Below are 21268 nucleotides of genomic sequence, written 5' to 3' on the forward strand. Positions count from 1 at the left end.
TCGCCGCACGGCTGTCGTCGCCCGGAGCGGGCGCCGCCTGTTCGAGGATCACGTGCGCGTTGGTCCCGCTGATCCCGAACGACGACACCGCCGCTCTCCTGGGCCGCCCGGTGTCGGGCCACGCTCTGGCCTCGGTCAGCAGGGCCACGTTCCCGGCCGACCAGTCCACCTGGGAGGTGGGCGCGTCCACGTGCAGGGTTCGCGGCAGTACGCCGTACCGCATGGCCAGCACCATCTTGATGATCGACGCGGCGCCCGCGGCGGCCTGAGTGTGCCCGATGTTGGACTTGACCGAGCCGAGCCACAGCGGCTGTTCCGCCGGCCTGTCCCGACCGTAGGTGGCCAGGAGCGCCTGTGCCTCGATGGGGTCGCCGAGCCGGGTGCCGGTGCCGTGCGCGTCGACCGCGTCGACCTCGTCCGCCCGCAGTCCCGCCTGCCGGAGCGCGTCCCGGATGACCCGCCGCTGCGCCGGTCCGTTGGGCACCGTGATGCCGCTGGACGCCCCGTCGGAGTTGGTGGCCACGCCCCGCACGACGGCGAGGATCCGCCGGCCGTTGCGCTCGGCGTCCGACAGCCGCTCCAGGACGAGCAGGCCCGAGCCCTCACCCCAGCCGGTGCCGTCCGCGGCGTCCGCGAAGGACTTGCAGCGGCCGTCCGGAGCGAGACCGCGCTGCGAACTGAAGTACACGAACGTCTCCGGTGTGCACATCACGGTCACGCCGCCGGCCAGCGCGAGCGTGCACTCACCGGTGCGCAGCGCGTGCGCGGCCATCCGCAGGGCCACCAGCGACGAGGAACAGGCGGTGTCGATGGAGACGGCGGGGCCCTGCAGTCCCAGGGTGTACGAGATGCGCCCGCTGGTGAGGCTGCCGCCGCCGTCCGCGCCGTCGTAGTCGTGGTACATGACGCCGCAGTACACGCCGGTGGGGCTGCCCTTGAGGGACAGCGGGTCGATCCGGGCGTTCTCCAGCGCCTCCCACGCCGTCTCCAGCACCACCCGCTGCTGCGGGTCGATGTCGCGGGCCTCGCGCGGGGACATGCCGAACAGGTCAGCGTCGAACTCGGCGGCGTCGTGCAGGAACGCGCCTTCCTGCGTGACACTGCGGCCGGGTCTGCCGGGCTCCGGGTCGTACAGTCCGTCGACGTCCCAGCCGCGGTCGGCGGGGAACGGGGTGACCGCGTCGCGGCCCTCGCTGAGCAGTCGCCAGAACGCCTCGGGCGAGTCGGCTCCGCCGGGGTAGCGGCAGGCCAGTCCGATGATGGCGACCGGTTCGGCGGCGGCGCGCAGCAGCCGGGCGTTCTCCTGCTTGAGCCGGTCGTTCTCCAGCACGGAGGCCCGCAGCGCCGCGACGATCTTCGCGGTGTCCGCCGTCGTCATCGCTCCTGCTCCTCACTGGTTTCCGCGCCCGCGAGGGCGGCGGCGACCAGGTCGTCGACGTCCATGCTCCTGATCTCCTCGCTGCGGTCCGCCGGGGCGTCGGCCGCCTGGCCGGTCGGCGGCGCGTCGGTTTCCGGGGCGCCCAGGCGCAGAATCGCGTCCAGAAGTCCCGCCGCGCGCAGGGCCGACACGGGTACGGCGGACAGCCGGCGCCGTACCTCCGCGTCGTCGGGCTGCCCACCGCTCCACACCGGCCCTGGCTCCTCCGGGTCCGGGGCGTCCGGCAGGTCGGCGGCCAGCTCTTCGAGCAGCAGCTCGACCACGTCGGCCGGAGTGGGGTGGTCGAACATCATCGTGGCCGGCAGCCGCAGCCCCGTGGCCGCGCCGAGCCGGTTGCGCAGCTCGATCGCGGCGAGCGAGTCCAGTCCGAGTTCGGTGAATCCCCTGCTCATGTCGACGCCGCCGGGATCACCGTGCCGCACCTCGGCGACCTGTGCCCTGACGAGGTCGCCCAGCAGCCGTTCGCGGCCGTCGGCGGGCAGCCCGGCCAGCCGCCGCACCAGGTCGTCGGGGTCCCCGGCTCCCGTCGGCCGCGGTGCCGGGGCGGCGGCGTCGGCGGGAGGTGCGTTGCGTTGGGCGGTCGGCATGACGTCGCGCAGCGCGTCCGGAATCCGCGTGCCGGACGGGTCGAGCCGCAGCGGGACCAGGACGGGCTCGTCCACGGTGAGCGCCCGGTCGAACAGGGCGAGTCCCTCGCCGGCGGTCAGCACGGGGGTGCCGCGGGTGGCCAGGCGGTGCACCAGCGCGGGGTCGGTGCCGCCGGCCATGCCGCTGTCCCCCGCCCACAGGTTCCACACCAAGGACGTGGCGGGCAGGCCGTGCCGGTGCCGGTGCCGGGCCAGCGCGTCGAGGAAGGCGTTGGCGGCGGCGTAGTTGCCCTGGCCGAGCGGGTCGAGCAGTCCGGCGACCGAGGAGAACAGCACGAACGCGTCGAGGTCGAGCTCCTCGGTCAGCTCGTGCAGCGCCCAGGCCGCGTCCGTCTTCGGCCGCAGCACCGTGTCCAGTTGCTCCGGGGTCAGCGAGGTGACGAGGGCGTCGTCCAGCACCCCGGCCGCGTGGATCACGCCGCTGAGCGGACGGTCGCCGGGAACGGTGGCGAGCAGTGCGCTCAGCGATTCCCGGTCGGCGACGTCGCAGGCCGCCACGGTGACCTCGGCCCCCAACTCAAGGAGTTCGGTACGGAGTTCGGAGGTACCCGGGGCGTCCGGGCCGCGTCGGCCGACCAGCAGCAGGTGGCGTACGCCGTGTTCGGTGACCAGGTGACGGGCGACCAGGGCGCCCAGCCCGCCGGTGCCACCCGTGATCAGCACGGTGCCCTCCGGGCGCCAGCGCGGCGCCACCGGGTCCGCCGGCCGCGGCACATGAGCCAGTCGCGGGACCCGCACCTGGTTGCCGAGCACCGACACCTCCGGTTCGGGCAGGGCGGCGACCGCGGGCAGCATGCCGAGCGAGGACTCCTGGGCGTCCAGGTCGACGAGCAGGATCCGGCCGGGGTTCTCGGCCTGCGCCGCGCGGACCAGGCCCCACACCGGTGCGACGGTGAGGTCCAGGTGCGCGCCGTCCCCGTCGGCGCCGAACCAGGTCAGGACGGCCAGCCGGGTCGCGGCGAGCCGTTCGTCGGCGAGGAAGTCCTGCAGAGTCGCGAGCACGGTGCGCAGCCGCGAGCGCACCGCGTCCGGCATCTCGTCGTCGCCCGGCTCCACCGGCAGGAACACCAGCTCCGGCGCCTCCCCGCCCGCGTCCAGCGCGGCCCGGAGCGCGGCGAGGTCCGCGTACACGGGGACGTCGCCTGCGCCGATCCCGAGGCCGTCGTCACCGAGGACGGCCCATCGGCCCGGGGTGGCTTCGCTCGCGTCGCCCAGCGGCAGCTGGCTCCAGCCGGCCCGGAACACCGATTCCAGATGCCGGGCCCCGGTCTGTGCGGCGCCCTCGGCGACGAGCCTGTCCGCGGTGACCGGGCGCACGACGAGCGACTCCACCGAGGCGACGGGGCTGCCGTCGGGCGCGGCGAGGTCGATGCGGACCGCCTCGGAACCGGCCTGTTCGTCGGAGCCGAGCCAGTTGATCCGGGCCAGCAGCCTGCTCAGGCCTCCGGTCGAGTGCAGTCTCACCCCGGTCCAGGAGAAGGGGAGTTGGCCGGCTCCGGCGTCCTGCGGTCTGCGGCCGCCCAGGAAGTCGGTGGCGGACATGGCGGCGTCCAGCAGGGACGGGTGCAGCCGGTAGGCGCGGGCGTCCTGCTCGGCGTGGTCGGGCAGCGCGACCTCGACGAACAGGTCCCGGCCGCGCAGCCACACGGCGCGCAGGCCCCGGAACATCGGGCCGAAGTGGTAGCCCTTGCCGGTCAGGTAGTCGTAGACGCCGTCGATGTTCACCGGCTGCGCGTCGGCGGGCGGCCACTGGGCGCCGCCGAGGCCGAACTCCTCCCGGCCGGGGGCGGGTTGCCGCTCGGTGGCCAGGATGCCGGTGACGTGCCGGGTCCAGGGCATCGGGTCGGGGGCGTCCTCGAAGCGGGAGTAGATCGCGAACGGGCGGCGCCCGGACTCGTCCGGCCCGTCGACGACGACCTGTACGGCGGCGCCGCCCCGGTCGGGAAGCGGCATGAGCTGCTGGATCACCAGTTCCTCGACGGTGTCGCAGCCGGCCTCCTCGGCGACGCGCAGGGCGAGTTCGACGAATCCGGTGCCGGGCAGCAGGCCCATGCCCATCACGTTGTGGTCGGCGAGCCAGGCCTGGCTGTCCGTCTGCATCGAGATCCGGCCGGTGAGCACCAGGCCGCCGCCCTCCGGCGCGGGCATGACCGCGGACAGCAGCGGGTGGCCGGCGTTGCGCTGGCCGTGCCCGGTCGCGTCACCGTTCTCCCGCGCGGCCGCCGGCCCGGCCGGCGGCGAGAGCCAGAAGTGCCGCTTCTCGAAGGGGTAGGTGGGCAGGTCGACACGCCGGGCGCCGGTGTGCGCGAAGGCTGCCGTCCAGCGCACGGGGATACCGGTGACGTGGAGCTGGGCGAGCGCGGTGAGCAGTTGGGCGGGTTCGGAACGGTCGCGGCGCAGTGCGGGCGCCACGAGCCGGTCGCCGTCGGTCACTTCGTCGACCATCGGCGTCAGCACGGCGTCGGGCCCGAGTTCGAGGAAGGCGGTCACGCCGCGCTCGACGAGGTCGCCGACGCCGTCGGCGAAGGCGACGGTCTGCCGTACGTGATCCACCCAGTATTCGGGGGTGCACAGGGTCTCCGCGTCGGCGGGGCGTCCGGTCACGTTGGAGACCACCGGTATGCGCGGCCTGCCGTAGTCCAGCGTCGAGGCCACGGCCCGGAATTCGTCCAGCATCGGTTCCATCAGCGCGGAGTGGAAGGCGTGACTGACGCGCAGGCGGGTGGCCCTGCGGCCTTGCGCGAGGAAGTGCTCGACGGTGGCGGTCACGGCCTTCTCGGGACCGGAGACGACCACCGACCGGGGGCCGTTGACCGCCGCGAGACCGACGCCGTCCGGCAGCGCGTCCCGCACCTCGTCGGGCGCGGCCTGCACCGCGGCCATCGCACCGCCCGACGGCAGCGCCTGCATCAGCCGGCCCCGCGCGGCGACCAGTCGCGCCGCGTCCGGCAGGGACAGCACCCCGGCGACGTGCGCGGCGGCCAGCTCCCCGATCGAGTGCCCGGCCACGAAGTCCGGCCGAACACCCCACGACTCGACCAGCCGGAACAGCGCCGTCTCCACCGCGAACAGCCCGGCCTGCGCGTACACCGTCCGGTCGAGGAGTTCGTCGTCCGCTCCCCAGATCACGTCTCGCAGGGGCCGGTCGAGATGCCCGTCGAGGAGGTCCACGGCCGCGTCGAAGGCCATGGCGAACGCCGGGTACGTCTGGTGGAGTTCGCGGCCCATGCCGAGCCGCTGGGCACCCTGGCCGGTGAACAGCACGGCGAGACGGCCGTGCGGTGTGAACGTGCCGGTCGCCACGCCCGGCGCGGCCTTCCCGGCGGCGACGGCTTCCAGTCCGGCAAGCCATTGCGTGCGGTCCTCGCCGAGCACCACGGCCCGGTGCTCCAGCTGGGCGCGGCCGGACGCGAGGGACCACCCGACGTCGGCGCCTGCCGGAGAAGTGTCCGTGACATGGGCGGCGAGCCGCTCGGCCGCGCTGCGCAGTGCCGCCTCGGTCCTGGCGGACAGGACCCAGGGCAACGGCGTGACGGCCGGCGAGTCGTTCGGCTCGGCGTCCACCGTGACCTCGAGGTCGGCCGGCGGCTCCTCCAGGATGACGTGGGCGTTGGTACCGCTGAGGCCGAAGGACGACACGGCGGCCCGGCGCGGACGGCCGTTGCGCGGCCATTCCCTGGCGCGCGTGAGCAGTTCCACCGCACCCACCGACCAGTCGACCTGGTCCGAGGGCTCGTCCACGTGCAGGGTGCGCGGCATGACGCCGTGGCGCATGGCCTGCACCAGTTTGATCACGCCGGCGGCACCGGCCGCGGCCTGCGTGTGACCGAGGTTGGACTTGACCGAACCGAGCCGCACCGGCTCGTCGGCCGGCCGGCCCTGCCCGTACGTCGCCAGCAGCGCCTGCGCCTCGATGGGGTCGCCGAGCGCGGTGCCCGTGCCGTGGCCCTCGATCAGGTCGACGTCCCGGGGCGAGAGTCCCGACGCGGCGAGGGCAGCCTCGATGACCCGCTGCTGGGAGGGGCCGTTGGGCGCGGTGAGGCCGTTGGACGCGCCGTCCTGGTTGATGGCGGAGCCGCGGATCACGGCGAGCACCGGGTGCCCGTTGCGGCGGGCGTCGGAGAGCCGTTCCACCAGCAGCAGGCCGATGCCCTCCGACCAGCCGGTGCCGTCGGCGCCCTTGGCGAACGCCTTGCACCGGCCGTCCGGCGCCAGGCCGCGCTGCCGGCTGAAGTCCACGAACACGTCCGGTGTCGGCAGCACGGTCACGCCGCCCGCCAGCGCCATGCCGACCTCGCCCTGCCGCAGCGCCTGGCAGGCGATGTGCAGGGCCACCAGGGACGAGGAGCACGCGGTGTCGATGGTGACGGCCGGGCCCTCCAGGCCGAGGGTGTAGGCGACCCGCCCGGAGGCGATGCTGGCGCCACTGCCGCCGGACAGGTAGGCGGCGATCTCCTCGGGCACGTGCTGCTGCACCCGTATGCCGTACTCCGTGTACATCACGCCGACGTAGACGCCGGTCCGGCTGCCGCGCACCGAGGCGGGGTCGATCCCGGCCCGCTCGAAGGTCTCCCAGGCCCCCTGGAGCAGGAGCCTCTGCTGCGGGTCCAGGGCCAGTGCCTCGCGCGGCATGATGCCGAAGAACTCCGGGTCGAACTCCCCCGCGTCGTGCAGGAATCCGCCGCTGCGCACGTACGTCTTGCCGGGGACGCCCTCCTCCGGGTCGTAGACGCCGTCGATGTCCCAGCCGCGGTCGACAGGGAAGTCGGTGACGGCGTCCCGGCCCTCGTCGAGCAACTGCCACAGTTCCTCGGCCGAGTTCACGCCGCCGGGGAAACGGCAGTGGATGCCGACGACGGCGATGGGCTCGTCGGCCGGGGCGACGCGCGTCGTCCCCGAGGCGGGCACCGGGGTCATGGTGACGGTCCCCGTCAGGCGGGACACGATGAACTCGCCCGCCGCCTGTGCGTTCGGGTAGTCGAAGACGAGGGTGGCGGGCAGCCTCAGCCCCGTGGCGGCGTTCAGCGCGTTGCGCAGCTCCACGGCCGCCAGCGAGTCGAAGCCGAGGTCGGAGAAGGCCCGGTCGGCACGTACGTCGTCGCCGCTCGCGTGACCGAGCACGGTGGCGGCGCGGTCCCGTACGAGGTCGACCACGACGCGTACGCGCTCGGTTTCGGCCAGTCCCGCCAACCGCTCGGCGAGAGCGTGTGCGGGTGCACCGGTGTCGGCGCTCGTCCGGGCGGCGCGGCGGGTGGTGCCGCCGCGCACCAGTCCGCGCAGCAGCGCCGGCACGTCGCCCCTGGCCCGGACCATCGCCCGGTCGACGCGCAGAGCCGTGGCACAGGGCTCCCCGGCGGTGACGGCGGCGTCGAGCAGGGCCAGCGCGTCGGTGGCCGGCAGCGCGGGCAGCCCCAGGCGCCGCACCTGGGCCACGTCGGAATCCTCGGCGGACCTGGACGCGCCCGGCTCGCGGGTGTCCCAGAGGCCGAACGCCACCGACGTCACGGGCAGTCCCGCGGCGGCCCGGTGTGCGGCGAGGCCGTCCAGAAAGACGTTGGCGGCCGCGTAGTTGCCCTGCCCGGCAGCCAGCACCAGTCCCCCGGCCGAGGAGAACATCACGAACGCGTCCAGGCCGGCGTCGCGGGTGAGTTCGTGCAGATGCCAGGCCGCGTCGGCCTTGGGCGCGAGGACCGCGTCGAGCCGCTCGGGTGTCAGATCGGTGACGAGGCCGCTGTCGGCGACGCCCGCCGCGTGCACGACCGCGTTCAGCGGATGCTCGTCGGCCACGCCGGCCAGCACAGCGGCGAGTTGCGCCCGCGCGGCGACGTCACAGGCCACGACGGACACGGTCGCACCGAGCCCGATCAGCTCCGCGCGCAGGGCGTCGGCCCCGGGCGCGTCCGGACCACGACGACTGGTCAGCAGCAGGTGGCGCACACCGTGCTCGGCGACGAGGTGCCGGGCCACCAGGGCGCCCAACTCGCCCGTACCACCGGTGATGAGCACGGTGCCCGCACTGTTCCACGGCACCTCCCCGCTGCCGGCCGTGGTCATCGGCGCGAGGCGCGGCACGGTCACCCGGCCCGACCGCAGGGCGAGTTCCGGTTCGCTCGTCCCGGCGAGCCGTCCGAGCACGGCGGCGGACTCGGCCGTCCGGTCGGTGTCGATCAACCCGAACCTGCCGGGGTGCTCGGCCTGCGCGGCTCGGACCAGCCCCCACACGGGCGCCTGGCCGACCTCGACCGGTTCCGCCTCGGTGGTCGCCACGGCAGCCCGGGTCACGAACACCAGCCGGCTGCCGGCGAACCGGTCCTCCGCCAGCCACTCCTGCACGGCCGCCAGCACCTCGACGGTACCCGCGCGGGAGCCGCGCACCGGATCGCCCTCGACGGGCCCCACGGCCCAGAACACCACGGGCGGTACGACGTCCAGCGCGGCCAGTCCGGGGAACCGCGCGAGCCCGGTGCCGGGAAGATCGCCCACGAGCGCGGCCTCGCCCGCGCTCTCCGGAACCGGCGCGGGTGTCCACGCCAGCCGGAGGAGCTCGCCGCCGTGACCGCCCTGGTCGAGTTGTCCGGCGGACACCGGGCGTACGGTCATCTGCTCCACGGTCGCGACCGGCCGCCCCGTCGGGTCGGCCAGCCGTATGGCGCACACCTCGTCGCCGCGCAGCCGCTCCAGATGCACCCGCAGCGCCGTCGCGCCCGTGGCGTACAGGGTCACACCGGACCAGGAGAACGGCAGCAGCGTGTCGCCGTCCACGGCACCGTGCTCCCCCAACTGGTCGGCGTGCATGGCCGCGTCCAGGAGAGCGGGGTGCAGCCCGTACACGGTGCCGTCACTGCCCTCGGGCAGCTCCACCTCGGCGTAGACGTGCTCACCCTGCCGCCATGCCCGGCGCAGCGCACGGAACACGGGTCCGTAGCCGTAGCCGCGCTCGCGCAGGCCCTCGTAGAACCCCTCGACGTTCAACGGAGTCGCCCCCGCCGGCGGCCACTCGGCCAGGTCGAAGGACGCGTCGGCCATGGCGGGGGCCACCGCGCCGGTCGCGTGCAGCGTCCACGGTGTGTCGGCGTCGGGCCGCGAGTGGACGGTCAGTGCGCGCACGCCCGCCTCGTCCGGCGCGTCCACCACGACCTGCACGGTCACCGTGCCGGCTGCGGGCAGGATCAGTGGCGCCCGGTGGGTCAGCTCCTCCAGCCGTCCGCAACCGACGTGGTCCCCGGCCCGCATGGCCAGCTCCACGAAACCGGTGCCCGGCAGCAGCAGACTCCCCAGGATGTCGTGATCGGCCAGCCATTCCTGCCGGCCGGGCGACAGCCGGCCCGTCATGATCACCCGGTCCGCGTCGGCCACGGTGACGGCAGCGCTCAGCAGCGGATGCTCGACGGCCTCCAGCCCGGCCGAGCCGACGTCACCGGCGGTGCGGAGGGGGGTCAGCCAGTAGTGGTCGCGTTGGAAGGGGTACGTGGGGAGACCTTCGATGTGCCGTCCGGGGTGGAGGGCGGTGAAGTCGATGTCGGTGCCACGGGAGTGGAGGTCGCCGAGGGCGGAGAGGAGTGAGTACGCCTCTTCGCGATCGCGGCGCTGAGTGGCAACCGCGTAGGCCTCGGCGGGGAGGGTGTCCTCGGCCATGGCGGCCAGGACGGTGTCCGGGCCGACCTCGAGGAACCTGGTCGCGCCCTGGGCCGTCAGCGCGGCCACCGCGTCGGCGAAGCGGACCGGCTGACGTACCTGGCGGACCCAGTAGTCGGGATCGCACAGCTCCTCGGCGGCCTGTCGGCCGGTCAGGGTCGAGATCACCGGGATGCGCGGTGCGTCGTAGGACAGCTGGGACGCGATCTCGGCGAAGTCGGTCAGCATCGGCTCCATCAGCGGGGAGTGGAAGGCGTGGCTGACACGGAGGCGGGTGACCTTGTGGCCCTGGAGCCTCTCGATCGTCTTTGCGACCGCGTCCTCGGAGCCCGAAATCACTACAGAACCGGGTCCGTTGACCGCTGCGATCTCGGCACCATCGGCAAGAGCGACCCGTACTGCGGCCTCTTCGGCCCGAACGGAGGCCATGGCGCCACCAGCGGGCAGCCCCTGCATCAACCGGCCGCGGGAAGCTACGAGTTGGGCCGCATCCTTGAGCGTCAGTACACCGGCGACGTGTACCGCGGCCAGCTCACCGATGGAATGCCCGGCCACGAAGTCGGGCTTCAGCCCCGCCGACTCCAGAAGGCGGAACAGCGCAACCTCGACGGCGAACAGCCCCGGCTGCGCCCAGCCCGTCTGCTTCACCAGATCGGGGTCCTCGCCCCATACGACCTCGCGCAGCGGCCGCTCCAGATACGCGTCCAGCGCCGCGGCCACCTCGTCAAATGCGTCGGCGAACACCGGGAAACGGGAGGCCAGTTGACGTCCCATGCCGAGCCGCTGCGCACCCTGCCCGGTGAACAGATACGCCAGCCTGCCCGCCACCGGGGACACCACACCCACGCCGTCCAGACCGCGCAGCAGTTCCTCACGGTCCGCACCGACCACCACGGCCCGCTGCTCGAACTTCGCACGACCGGCCAGCGTCCACGCCACATCCACCGGACGCAACGCCTCACGCCCGGCCACATGAGACCTGAGCTGGTCGGCGTAAGCCGTCAGCGCCTCGGGCGTCTTCCCCGACACCACCCACGCCACAGGGGCGACATCACCGGAAACAGCGACCGCCTCGACCACCGGCGGCTCCTCCACGATCACGTGCGCGTTCGTCCCACTGATCCCGAACGACGACACCGCCGCCCGACGCGGACGCCCCGCAACCTCCGCCCATTCCCGAGCCTCGGTCAACAACTCCACCGCGCCGGAAGACCAGTCCACCTGTCCCGACGGCTCATCCACATGCAACGTCCGCGGCAACACACCATGCCGCATCGCCAGAACCATCTTCATGATCCCGGCCACGCCCGCCGCAGCCTGCGTATGACCGATGTTCGACTTGATCGACCCCAGCCACAACGGCCTGTCCTCCGGCCGACCCTGCCCATACGTCGCCAGCAACGCCTGCGCCTCGATCGGATCACCCAGGACCGTCCCCGTCCCGTGCCCCTCCACCACATCAACATCCGCCGACGACAAAGCCGCCGACGCCAACGCCTGCTCGATCACCCGCTCCTGCGAGGGCCCGTTCGGCGCCGTCAAACCATTCGACGCGCCGTCCTGGTTCACCGCCGAACCCCGCACCACCGCCAGCACCGGATGCCCAAGACGACGCGCGTCCGACAACCGCTCCACCAGCAGCACACCCACGCCCTCGCCCCAGCCGGTGCCGTCGGCCGCATCGGCGAACGAGCGGCAGCGGCCGTCCGAGGACAGGCCGCCCTGCCGGTTCATGTCGACGAAGGTGTCCGCCGTGGACATCACGGTGACGCCGCCGGCCAGGGCCAGCGTGCACTCGCCGTTGCGCAGGGCCTGGGCCGCCAGGTGCAGGGCGACCAGGGAGGACGAGCAGGCCGTGTCGACGGTGACCGCCGGGCCCTCCAGGCCGAACGTGTACGCCACCCGGCCGGACACCACGGCGGTGTGACCGCCGTTGCCGAGATAGCCGGCGTACTCCTCCGGTATCTCGCCGGGCCGGGTGGCCCAGTCGTGGTACATGACGCCGGCGAAGACACCGGTGCGTGAACCGTGGACCGAACGGGGGTCGATCCCGGCCCGTTCGAACGCCTCCCAGGATGCCTCCAGCATGAGCCTCTGCTGCGGGTCCATGGCCACGGCCTCGCGCGGGCTGATGCCGAAGAAGTCCGGGTCGAACAGGGCGGCGTCGTAGAGGAATCCACCCTCCTTGGTGGAGGTCCTGCCGGGCTTGCCCGGCTCGGGGTCGTACAGTTCGGCGATGTCCCAGCCACGGTCGCCGGGGAACTCGGCGATGGCGTCCCGGCTTTCGGCGACGAGCCGCCACAGGTCTTCGGGCGAGGACACGCCGCCCGGATAGCGGCAGGCCATGCCGATGATCGCGACGGGATCGTCGGACGCCGCGCGTACCGCGGGCACGGAGGCCTTCCGTTTCGGGCCGCCCTGGAGGATGCGGTCTTCGAGGTGTGTGGCCAGCGCGAGGGGTGTCGGGTAGTCGAAGACGAGGGTGGCGGACAGGCGCAGACCGGTGGCCGTGTTCAGGGCGTTGCGCAGTTCGACGGCGGCCAGTGAGTCGAAGCCGATGTCGTTGAAGGCCCTTTTGGCGTCGATCGCGTCCGCGCCGGAGTGGCCGAGCACGGCTGCGACCTGCTCGCGTACGAGGTCCAGGAGGTGGTCCCGCCGCTGCTCGTCGGACAGTTCGGCCAGGCGCTGTGCGATGGAGGTGGGACCGGCCGGGTCGGCGCCGGCCGCGCCTGCCGTTCGGCGGACGGGTGCCCGGACCAGGGTGCGCAGCAGCGGCGGTACGCCTCCCGGCCTCCCCCGCAGGGCGTGCGCGTCGAACCAGAGGGGTGCGGTGAACGCCTCGCCGGAGCGCAGTGCGGCGTCCATCATGGCGAGGTTCTCGGCGACGGAGAGTTCGCGCAGGCCGAGCCTGGTCACGCGGTGGACGGCCACGTCGGACAGGCCTGCGCCCATGCCGTGCTCGCGTGGCCACAGTCCCCAGCCGATGGACGTGGCGGGCAGCCCCGACAGTCGTCTGTGCTGGGCCAGCGCGTCGAGGAAGGTGTTGGCCGCCGCGTAGTTGGCCTGGCCCGCGCCGTCGAGGAATCCGGCCGCCGACGAGAACAGGACGAAGGCGTGCAGGGGCAGGTCGCGGGTCAGCTCGTGCAGGTTCCAGGCGCCGTCGGCCTTGGGGGCGAAGACGGTGCCGATGCGGTCGGGGGTCAGGTCCTCGAAGGTGCCGTCGTCGACGACGCCGGCCGCGTGCACGACTCCGGTGAGGGGATGGTCCTCGGGTACGGCGTCGAGTACGGCGGCCAGCGCGCCTCGGTCGGCGACGTCGCAGGCGGCGATGGTGACGGTGGCTCCGGCCTCGGTGAGCTCGTCGCGCAGGCGCTCGGCGCCGGGGGCTTCGAGGCCACGTCGGCCGGCCAGGACCAGCCGTCGTACGCCGTGCTCGGTGACCAGGTGGCGGGCCACCAGCGCCCCGAGCCCTCCGGTGCCGCCGGTGATCAGCACGGTGCCGTGGGCGGGCCAGCCGGCCGCTTCGGCCGTGCCGCCGCCGCGCACCAGGCGGGGGGCTAGCAGCCGCCCGTGGCGCACGGCCAGCTCGGGCTCCCCGCAGGCCACGGCCGCGGGCAGCAGCGATGCGAGGTCCGCCGCCGTCCCGGCCGTCCTCGCGTCCCCGTCCACCAGGATCACGCGGCCCGGATGCTCCGCCTGCGCCGCGCGCAGCAGCCCCGACACGGCTGCCGTCGCCGGCGCCGCGTCGTCGGGTGCCTCCGTCCACAGTGCCGGCACGGCGTTCCCGCTGACGACGACCAGCCGTGCGGCGCCGAGTCGCTCGTCGGCCAGGAAGTCCTGCACCAGGCGCAGCGCCTGCCCGGCGACGTCTCGTGCCGCATCGAGTGGCGCGACCCCGGCCCTCGGCCGGAAGGTGGCCATCACCAGGTCGGCGCCCGCCGCCTCGGACAGGTCGGTCGCGCGCCGGGCGCCGAGGGCCTCGACGAGTCCGTAGGGGTCGGGCCCCAGGACGGCCCAGGTGGCGTTCCCGGTGGATTCGGCGAGCGGCAGTTCGGTCCAGTCGACGCGGAGCAGTGCGCCTCTGGTGCCGGTGCCGCCGATCCGGTCGGCGTCGACCGACCGCACGACCAGGGAGTCCACCGAAGCCACCAACGCGCCTGTGGTGTCGGTGAGTTCGATGCCGACCGAGTCGGGTCCGGTAGCGGTGATCCGTACCCGCACCACGTTCGCGCCGGTGGCGTGCAGGGTCACTCCGCGCCAGGTGAAGGGCAGGGTCACCTGGCCGTCAGGCTGCGGCAGGGCATGGCCGAGCGCGTGCAGGGACGCGTCCAGCAGGGCCGGGTGCAGGCCGTAGGCGCGGTCGCCGTGACCGGCCGGGAGCGCGACCTCGGCGTACACCTCCGCGTCCGTGCGCCACAGGGCGCGCAGGCCCTGGAAGGCGGCCCCGTACCCGTATCCCTCCCGCGTGAGCCGTTCGTAGAAGTCGGCGACGTCCACCGGCTCCGCACCCGGCGGCGGCCACTCCGCCGTCCCCGCCGCGGGAGCGGTGGTGGCACGGGCGAGTACGCCGCCCGCGTGGCGTGTCCAGTCGTCCTCGGTGGTGCTGTCCTCGCGGCGGGCGTAGAACTCCACGGTGCGCCGGCCTGCCGTGTCGGCCTCGCCGACCACGATCTGCAGGGCGGTCCCGCAGTCGTCCGGCAGGGTCAGCGGGGTCTCCAGGTCCAGTACCTCGACGGTGCCGCAGCCGACCTGGTCCGCGGCGAGCAGGGCGAGTTCCACGAACGCCGTGCCCGGCAGCAGGGTGCTGCCGGCGATGACGTGGTCGGCGAGCCATGGCTGTACGCGGCGTGAGAGTCGGCCGCTCAGCAGTACGCCGTCGCCGGCCGCCAGGGTCAGCATCGCGCCGATCAGCGGATGCCCGACAGGCTGCTGTCCGACGACTCGCGCGTCGCCCGTCGTCTTCTCCGCGGTGAGCCAGTACCGCTGCCGCTGGAAGGCGTAGGTCGGCAGTTCGATCCGCTGGGCGTCCGGGTAGCAGGTGTCCCAGGCGACGTGCGCGCCGCGTACGTGTGCCAGGGCTACGGCCGACAGGATGGAGGTCTGCTCGTCGTGGTCGCGGCGCAGCGCCGGGGCGAACGCGCAGTCGGCCTCGTCGTCGACGCAGTCCTGTGCCGTCGACGTGAGTACGCCGTCGGGGCCGAGTTCGAGGAACGTGGTGACGCCGGCCGCCTCGAGGAAGGCGATCCCGTCGGCGAACCGCACGGGCTGCCGGACGTGTTCGACCCAGTACTCGGGCGAACGCAGCCGGTCCGTGGCGAGCAGGCCGCCGGTCACGTTGGACACGACGGGGATCGTGGGCTCGGCGTACGTCATGACCTGTGCGATCCGGCGGAACTCGGCCAGCATGGGGTCCATGAGCGCCGAGTGGAAGGCGTGGCTGACCCGCAGGCGTTTGGTCCGGTGTCCGCGGGCCGCGAGTGCGGCGGCGACCTGGACGGTGGAGGTCTCGTCGCCGGAGATGACGACGGCGTGGGGGCCGTTGATCGCGGCGATGTCGACGCCGGGTGCCTCGCGCAGCAGCTCGGTGACCTCGTCGGCGGGCGCCGCGACGGCCACCATGGCGCCCGTCTGCGGGAGTTCCTGCATCAGCCGGCCGCGGGCGGCCACCAGCATCGCCGCGTCGGGGAGGCTGAGCACTCCCGCGACGTGGGCCGCGGTCAGTTCGCCGACCGAGTGACCGGCGACGAAGTCCGGGCGCAGCCCCCAGGACTCGACCAGCCGGAACAGGGCGGTCTCCAGGGCGAACAGCGCGGGCTGGGCGTACATGGTCTGGTCGAGCAGCGCGGCCGTTTCGGGGTCGTCGTCGCCGAACAGCACGTCCCACAGGGAGCGTTCGAGCTGGAGGTCGAGGTAGCCGATCGCCTCGTCGAGCGCCTCCGCGAATCGGGCGTCGGTGCGGTAGAGCTGCCGGCCCATGGCGTTCCGCTGGCTGCCCTGCCCGGTGAAGAGAAAGGCCAGCCCCCCACCGGTCGCCGTCCCGGTGAGCAGCGCGGGATGTGTCTCACCGGCCGCGAGGGCGCGCAGGCCGGCCTGGAGTTCGTCCGCGTCGGCCGCCGGCAGCACTGCCCGGTGCGGCATGGCGGCCCGGCCGACGGCGAGGGAGAGACCGAGGTCGTCCCTCCGGGGTTGTGGCTCGGTGCGTACGAGGTCCAGCAGGCGTTGTGCCTGGGCTTGCAGGGCCTGCTCGGAGCGGGCGGAGACGGCCAGGGGCAGCGGGCCCTCGGGCTGTGGGCGCGGCTCGGGGGCGGGCTCGGGGCGTGGGGGTTCCTCGACGACGACGTGGGCGTTGGTGCCGCTGACGCCGAACGCCGAGACGCCGGCGCGGCGCGGGCGGTCGCACGGCTTCCAGGGCGCGGCCTCGGTCAGCAGACGCACGGTGCCGGAGGACCAGTCGACGTGCGGGGTGGGCTGGTCGACGTGGAGGGTCTGCGGCAGCACACCGTGCCGCATCGCCATGATCATCTTGATGAGTCCGGCGGCGCCCGCTGCGGACTGGCTGTGCCCGATGTTGGACTTGACCGAGCCCAGCCACAGCGGTGTCCCGGGCGAGTGCGCCGTGCCGTAGGTGGCGATCAGCGCGTGTGCCTCGATCGGGTCGCCGAGGGTGGTGGCCGTACCGTGCGCCTCGACGGCGTCCACGTCGCCGGCGGTGAGCCCGGCGTTGGCCAGTGCCTGCCGGATGACACGCTGCTGCGCGAGGCCGTTGGGCGCGGTCAGTCCGTTGCTGGCGCCGTCCGAGTTGATGGCCGTACCTCGGATCGTCGCCAGCACGGGGTGTCCGAGCCGCCGTGCCTCGGACAGCCGGGCCAGGACGAAGACGGCTGCGCCCTCGGACCAGGCGGTGCCGCTCGCGGCGGCGGCGAAGGGCCGGCAGATCCCGTCGGGAGCGAGTCCGCGCTGGCGGCTGAACGAGGTGAACGCACCCGGGTGGACCATGACGGACGCGGCACCGGTCAGCGCGAGCGAGCACTCGCCGGCACGCAGCGACTGCACGGCGAGGTGCAGGGCGACCAGCGCGCTGGAGCACGCGGTGTCCACGCTCAGCGTCGGGCCCTCGGTACCGAGGACGTAGGCGACCCGCCCGGACAGCACGCTCGGGGAGTTGCCGGTCATCAGGTAGCCGTCGAGTCCGTCCGGGGCCTCGTGCAGCGGCATGCCGTAGTCCTGCGGGTCGGCGCCGATGAACACGCCCGAGCGGCTGCCCCGGAGGGTGCCGGGGTTGATGCCGGCGCGTTCCAGCGCCTCCCACGCGGTCTCCAGGACGAGTCGCTGTTGCGGTTCCATGGCCAGCGCCTCGCGGGGGCTGATCCCGAAGAAGCCGGCGTCGAAGTCACCGGCGTCCCGTAGGAATCCGCCATGGCGGACGTATGTGGAGCCGGGGGTGGCGGGGTCCGGGTCGTAGAGCCGGTCGAGGTCCCAGCCGCGGTCGTCGGGGAAGTCGTCGACGACGTGCCGTCCCTCGGCGATCAGCTGCCAGAGTTGTTCGGGGGAGGCGACGCCGCCCGGGAAGCGGCAGCCGATGCCGACGACGGCGATGGGCTCGTCCGTGGCCGGGGGTGGCGTGAACTCGTCGGTGGCTTCGGCCACCGATCCGACGAGTTCGGCTCGCAGATGGTGGGCCAGGTCCGCGGCCGTGGGGAAGTCGAAGCCGACGGTGGGCGGCATGGTCAGGCCGGTGGCGGCGTTCAGCAGCCGCTGGAGCTTGACCAGGCCGAGGGAGTCCACGCCGAGTTCGCGGAACGGGCGGGCGGGGTCGACCGCGTCCGGCTCCTCGCCGGCCTCGCGCAGCACGGCCAGCACCTGCTCACGCACCAGCTCGACCAAGACTCGTATCTGCTCGGGTGCGGGCAGCACCCCCAGCGTGTGTGCCGACGTCAAGAGGTTCCTCCGCGATCTGCATCCGCCTGCCGTTGCGGGCCACGTTCGCGCAACGGACGTCGGCCAAGAGCCCCTAGCGACCCCTACGCGGGTTCAGTTGGGCCGCATAGTGCCGGGCTCCCCGGCCGCTTCCTCGGCGAGGCGTCTGCGGTCGATCTTCCGGTTGGAGTTCAGTGGGAATTCCGTCAGATGGGTGAACCGCCGGGGCAGCATGCCCTTGGGCAGGAGCTCGGCGAGCTGCTTGGTCAGCCGGGCGGGGGGCACGGGTTCGCCGGTGTAGAAGACCACGATCTCGACGGTGCCACCGGCGGTGCGGGTGACGGCGACCGCGTCCCGTACACCGGGGCAGGCGCTGAGCGCGAACTCGATCTCGGCCAGTTCCACTCGCCAGCCGTTGACCTGTACCTGGGAGTCCCAGCGGCCGAGGTAGATCAGCTCGCCGTCGGCCAGTGCGCGCACCCGGTCGCCGGTGCGGTACCACATGCGGCCGTCGTGCCGGAGGAACCGTCCCTCGTTGTCCTCCGGTTCGAGATACCCGGGGGTCATCTGGGGGCCGGTGACGCACAGTTCGCCCTCCTGGTCGGAGAACCGCCCGTCCGGCGTGAGCAGCAGGTGGTCGTGGCCCTCGTGCACCGTGCCGATCGGCACGAGGCCGTTGACGCAAAGGTCCGGTGAGGTCTTCGGGGACCAGCGGTGGCCGGTGACGGTCAGGGTGAGTTCGGTGGGCCCGTAGATGTTCTCGACGGTGGAGGCGGGGGCCGCGGCCTGCCAGTCGACGACGTCCGCCGCGCGCAGTGCCTCGCCGGCGAACAGGCTCCAGCGCAGCGTCGGCATTCCGCCGGGGACGAGACCTCCGGTGCGGCGGGCGAGGGCGATGGCGCTCGGCGCGGAGAACCAGACGGTCAGGGCCCGTTCGGCGAAGAAGCCGGGCAGATCCCGGTAGGCCTGTGCCGGGACGGGGTGGAGGCTCGCGCCGGCTCCCCATGCGCAGAACATGTCGAACATCGCGCAGTCGAAGTTCAGGTCGAACGTCTGGGAGAACGCGTCGTCGGCGCAGAAGTCGTAGTGCCGGTCGGCGAGGGTGAAGTAGTGCCGGGTCATGCCGTGGGTGATGGGCACGCCTTTGGGCCGGCCGGTCGAGCCGGAGGTGAACAGGATGTAGGCGGTGTCGGTGTCGCGCACCCGGGCCGGTGCGTCGAGTGTGCGCCCGGTCGTCGGGATCAGATGCGGGGTGCCGTCGCCGGCCTCGGGCGCGAGCACCGGCAACCGCAGCCCGGCCCGGGCGAGTTCACACAAAGTGGCGAGGCCGGGCCCGTCGGCGATCACCGCGTCCACGCGGGCCGTCACCAGCATCCGGCGGGTGCGCTCCAGCGGGAAGCCCGCGTGCAGTGGTACCACGGTGGCCCCGGCGTACAGTGCGGCGAGGACGCCGGCGTAGCCCTCCAGGGTCCGGTCGGTGAGCACGCCCACGGCACGCGGCGGGCCGCCCGGCGCGGTGCGCAGCGCGCCCGCCCGGCGCAGGGCCAGCTCGTGCAGTTCGGAGTAGCTCACGGAGCGTGCGCCGATCCTCACCGCGGTGTCGGCGGGGGCGGCGGCCAGGCCCCGCAGGAAGCGCGCCGTCAGCGCGGAGTCGACCAGGTCGGACATTCCGATCTCCAGCGAGTAAGGGGGGATAGGGGTTGTCGATACGTCCGGTAGTGGTCTTGCATCGCGAAGAGCAGCCACGCCTCTGAGTCGGAGTCATCATGCTCGACGCCAAGTTCGACGCCATACTGCGCAGATACCTTCCGTTCATATCCGCGGCGGATGTGATTGACGAGGAAACCTCGCTCCGGGATTACGGCCTGGATTCCATGGCCACTGTGGAGCTGATCAGCGACCTGGAGGCGGAGTACCACATCCGGTTCGTCAACGACCTGCTCAGCCTGGAAACGTTCGCCACACCCGGTCGGATCTGGGCGAGTATTTCGCAGATGACCGCACCCGCCGAATGACCGAGCGAGTCACCGGAGGACGCCGGCCCAAGTGAGCGGCTGACCCTTTTCGGGCGTCATGCTGACGGGGAGCCGGCGCGCGCCACAACCCCTACCGACCCCAGAGTTCACCGGCCGGCAACCCCTCCCCTGACACCGCGCTCACTCAGAAGTCAACGCTACGCGCGAATACTTGACGGTAAGTCACCTTCGGCCGGGATGGCCGGACGGCACGCCTCGCCGGCCGCCCGCGGTTCGGCCCCCGCCACGGGCGCACCGACGTAAATCGGCCAACGGCACATGGAGCGCCGGCGAAGGAACGTCAACTCGGATCGATGTCAAGCGGTTTGAGTGAAACCTGAGGGAACGGCCACGGGCCGGAGAGCGCACCCACCATGAGCAAGCGGTCATCTCCACAAGATATTTACCGATTCTCTTGCGCCGTCGAACAGTCAGACAAATAATGCGACCATCATGACGGACAGCATTACGGCCAAGATCACCGGTCCGCGTGCGGACCTGTGCCCCGCCATTCGGCGCCGGTTACTTGCCCATTCAACCGTTCCCAGGTGAACACAGCAGCGATTCGCCGCAAACTCCCGTGCCGTTCGTGAACGATTTGGCGTCGGCCAGTCCCCACGGCGAAACCCGCATTTTACTTCCCACCTGAAAAGCAGAGCTTCCATCGCGTGAAAGAGGTCCCCAAAGATGGGTCGGGTTGAGAACAAGGTTGTCGTGATCACCGGCGCGGCCAGAGGGCAGGGCCGCAGCCACGCGGTCCGGCTGGCCCAGGAGGGTGCCGACGTCGTCGCGGTCGACCTGTGCAAGGACATCGAGACCGCCGGCTACTCCATGGCCAGCAACGAGGACCTGGAGGAGACCGCCAGACAGGTCCGCGAGACCGGGCGCCGCGCGGTCGTGAAGTACGCCGATGTGCGCGACTACGCCGCCGTCCGCTCGGCCGTCGCCGAGGGCGTCGCCGAGCTCGACGGAGGTGTCGACGTCCTGATCCCCAACGCGGGCATCCTGCCCATGGGTTCGGACGTGAGCGTCGACGGCTTCGCCGCGAGCATCGACGTCAACCTCGTCGGCGTACTCAACACCGTGCACGCCGCGCTGCCGCACCTGCGCGACGGCGCCTCCGTCATCCTGTCCGGTTCGATCGCGAGCCTGCTGCCGCCCATAGGCGAGGACGAGATGGCCGGCGCCGGCTACGTCGGATACCGCTTCAGCAAGCACGTCCTCGTCGACTACATGAAGGAACTCACCCTTCAGCTCGCGCCCCGCGGCATCCGGGTCAACTCGGTCCACCCGACCACCGTGGACACCGACATGACCAACAACGACGCCATGCTCCGGACCTACCGTCCGGACCTGGAGAACCCGACCAAGGACGACGTGGCGCCGATCCTGGCCACCATCCAGGCGATGCCCATCACCCACGTCTCCACCTCGGACGTCTCCCACGCCGTGGTCTACCTGGCCTCGGACGAATCTCGTTACGTCACCGGAACGCAGCTGAGGATCGACGGAGGCGCCATCGCCAGACATCGTCTGTGAACGGGGCGGGCGCGGGTAGGCGCGAAGTCTCGCTCAGCACGGAAAAGGCCGAGCTCGGGGGGTAGGCACTTATGGCG

At 72.7% G+C, this 21268-nt stretch carries 4 protein-coding genes and 2 pseudogenes; 2 read left to right on the forward strand and 4 right to left on the reverse strand.

Annotated features, from left to right (window positions below; all coding sequences use genetic code 11):
- Positions 1-22: 22 nt before the first annotated feature.
- From AC07CM_RS41425 to AC07CM_RS41440, 4 genes and pseudogenes are all read right to left on the reverse strand, one after another.
- A pseudogene (locus tag AC07CM_RS41425) lies at positions 23-1342 on the reverse strand (type I polyketide synthase); the annotation flags it as partial.
- Positions 1325-1378: pseudogene (locus AC07CM_RS41430) on the reverse strand (hypothetical protein); the annotation flags it as partial. The pseudogenes AC07CM_RS41425 and AC07CM_RS41430, both read right to left, overlap by 18 nt.
- Positions 1375-17658, reverse strand: coding sequence for a type I polyketide synthase (locus AC07CM_RS41435; RefSeq protein WP_478881707.1), 16284 nt, complete (start codon positions 17656-17658; stop codon positions 1375-1377). The pseudogene AC07CM_RS41430 and the gene AC07CM_RS41435, both read right to left, overlap by 4 nt.
- A gap of 93 nt (positions 17659-17751) precedes the next feature.
- Positions 17752-19305, reverse strand: coding sequence for an AMP-binding protein (locus tag AC07CM_RS41440; protein ID WP_478881708.1), 1554 nt, complete (start codon positions 19303-19305; stop codon positions 17752-17754).
- 98 nt (positions 19306-19403) lie between these two features.
- Here AC07CM_RS41440 and AC07CM_RS41445 point away from each other — a divergent pair, with 98 nt between their 5' ends.
- Together AC07CM_RS41445 and AC07CM_RS41450 are read left to right on the forward strand one after the other, a co-directional pair.
- On the forward strand, positions 19404-19652 hold the full coding sequence (locus tag AC07CM_RS41445; RefSeq protein ID WP_478881709.1) for an acyl carrier protein: 249 nt from the start codon (positions 19404-19406) through the stop codon (positions 19650-19652).
- Between the two features lie 687 nt (positions 19653-20339).
- Positions 20340-21191: a mycofactocin-coupled SDR family oxidoreductase gene (locus tag AC07CM_RS41450; RefSeq protein ID WP_478881710.1), complete on the forward strand. Its 852-nt coding sequence runs from the start codon at positions 20340-20342 to the stop codon at positions 21189-21191.
- Positions 21192-21268: the final 77 nt, after the last annotated feature.

It is taken from the genome of Streptomyces sp. NPDC044061, from assembly GCF_056434305.1.

Excerpts from the sequence above, each read along its gene's own strand:
- AC07CM_RS41440 (WP_478881708.1), bottom strand. The coding sequence starts at position 19,305 with ATGTCCGACCTGGTCGACTCCGCGCTGACGGCGCGCTTCCTGCGGGGC.
- AC07CM_RS41445 (WP_478881709.1), top strand. The coding sequence starts at position 19,404 with ATGCTCGACGCCAAGTTCGACGCCATACTGCGCAGATACCTTCCGTTC.
- AC07CM_RS41450 (WP_478881710.1), top strand. The coding sequence starts at position 20,340 with ATGGGTCGGGTTGAGAACAAGGTTGTCGTGATCACCGGCGCGGCCAGA.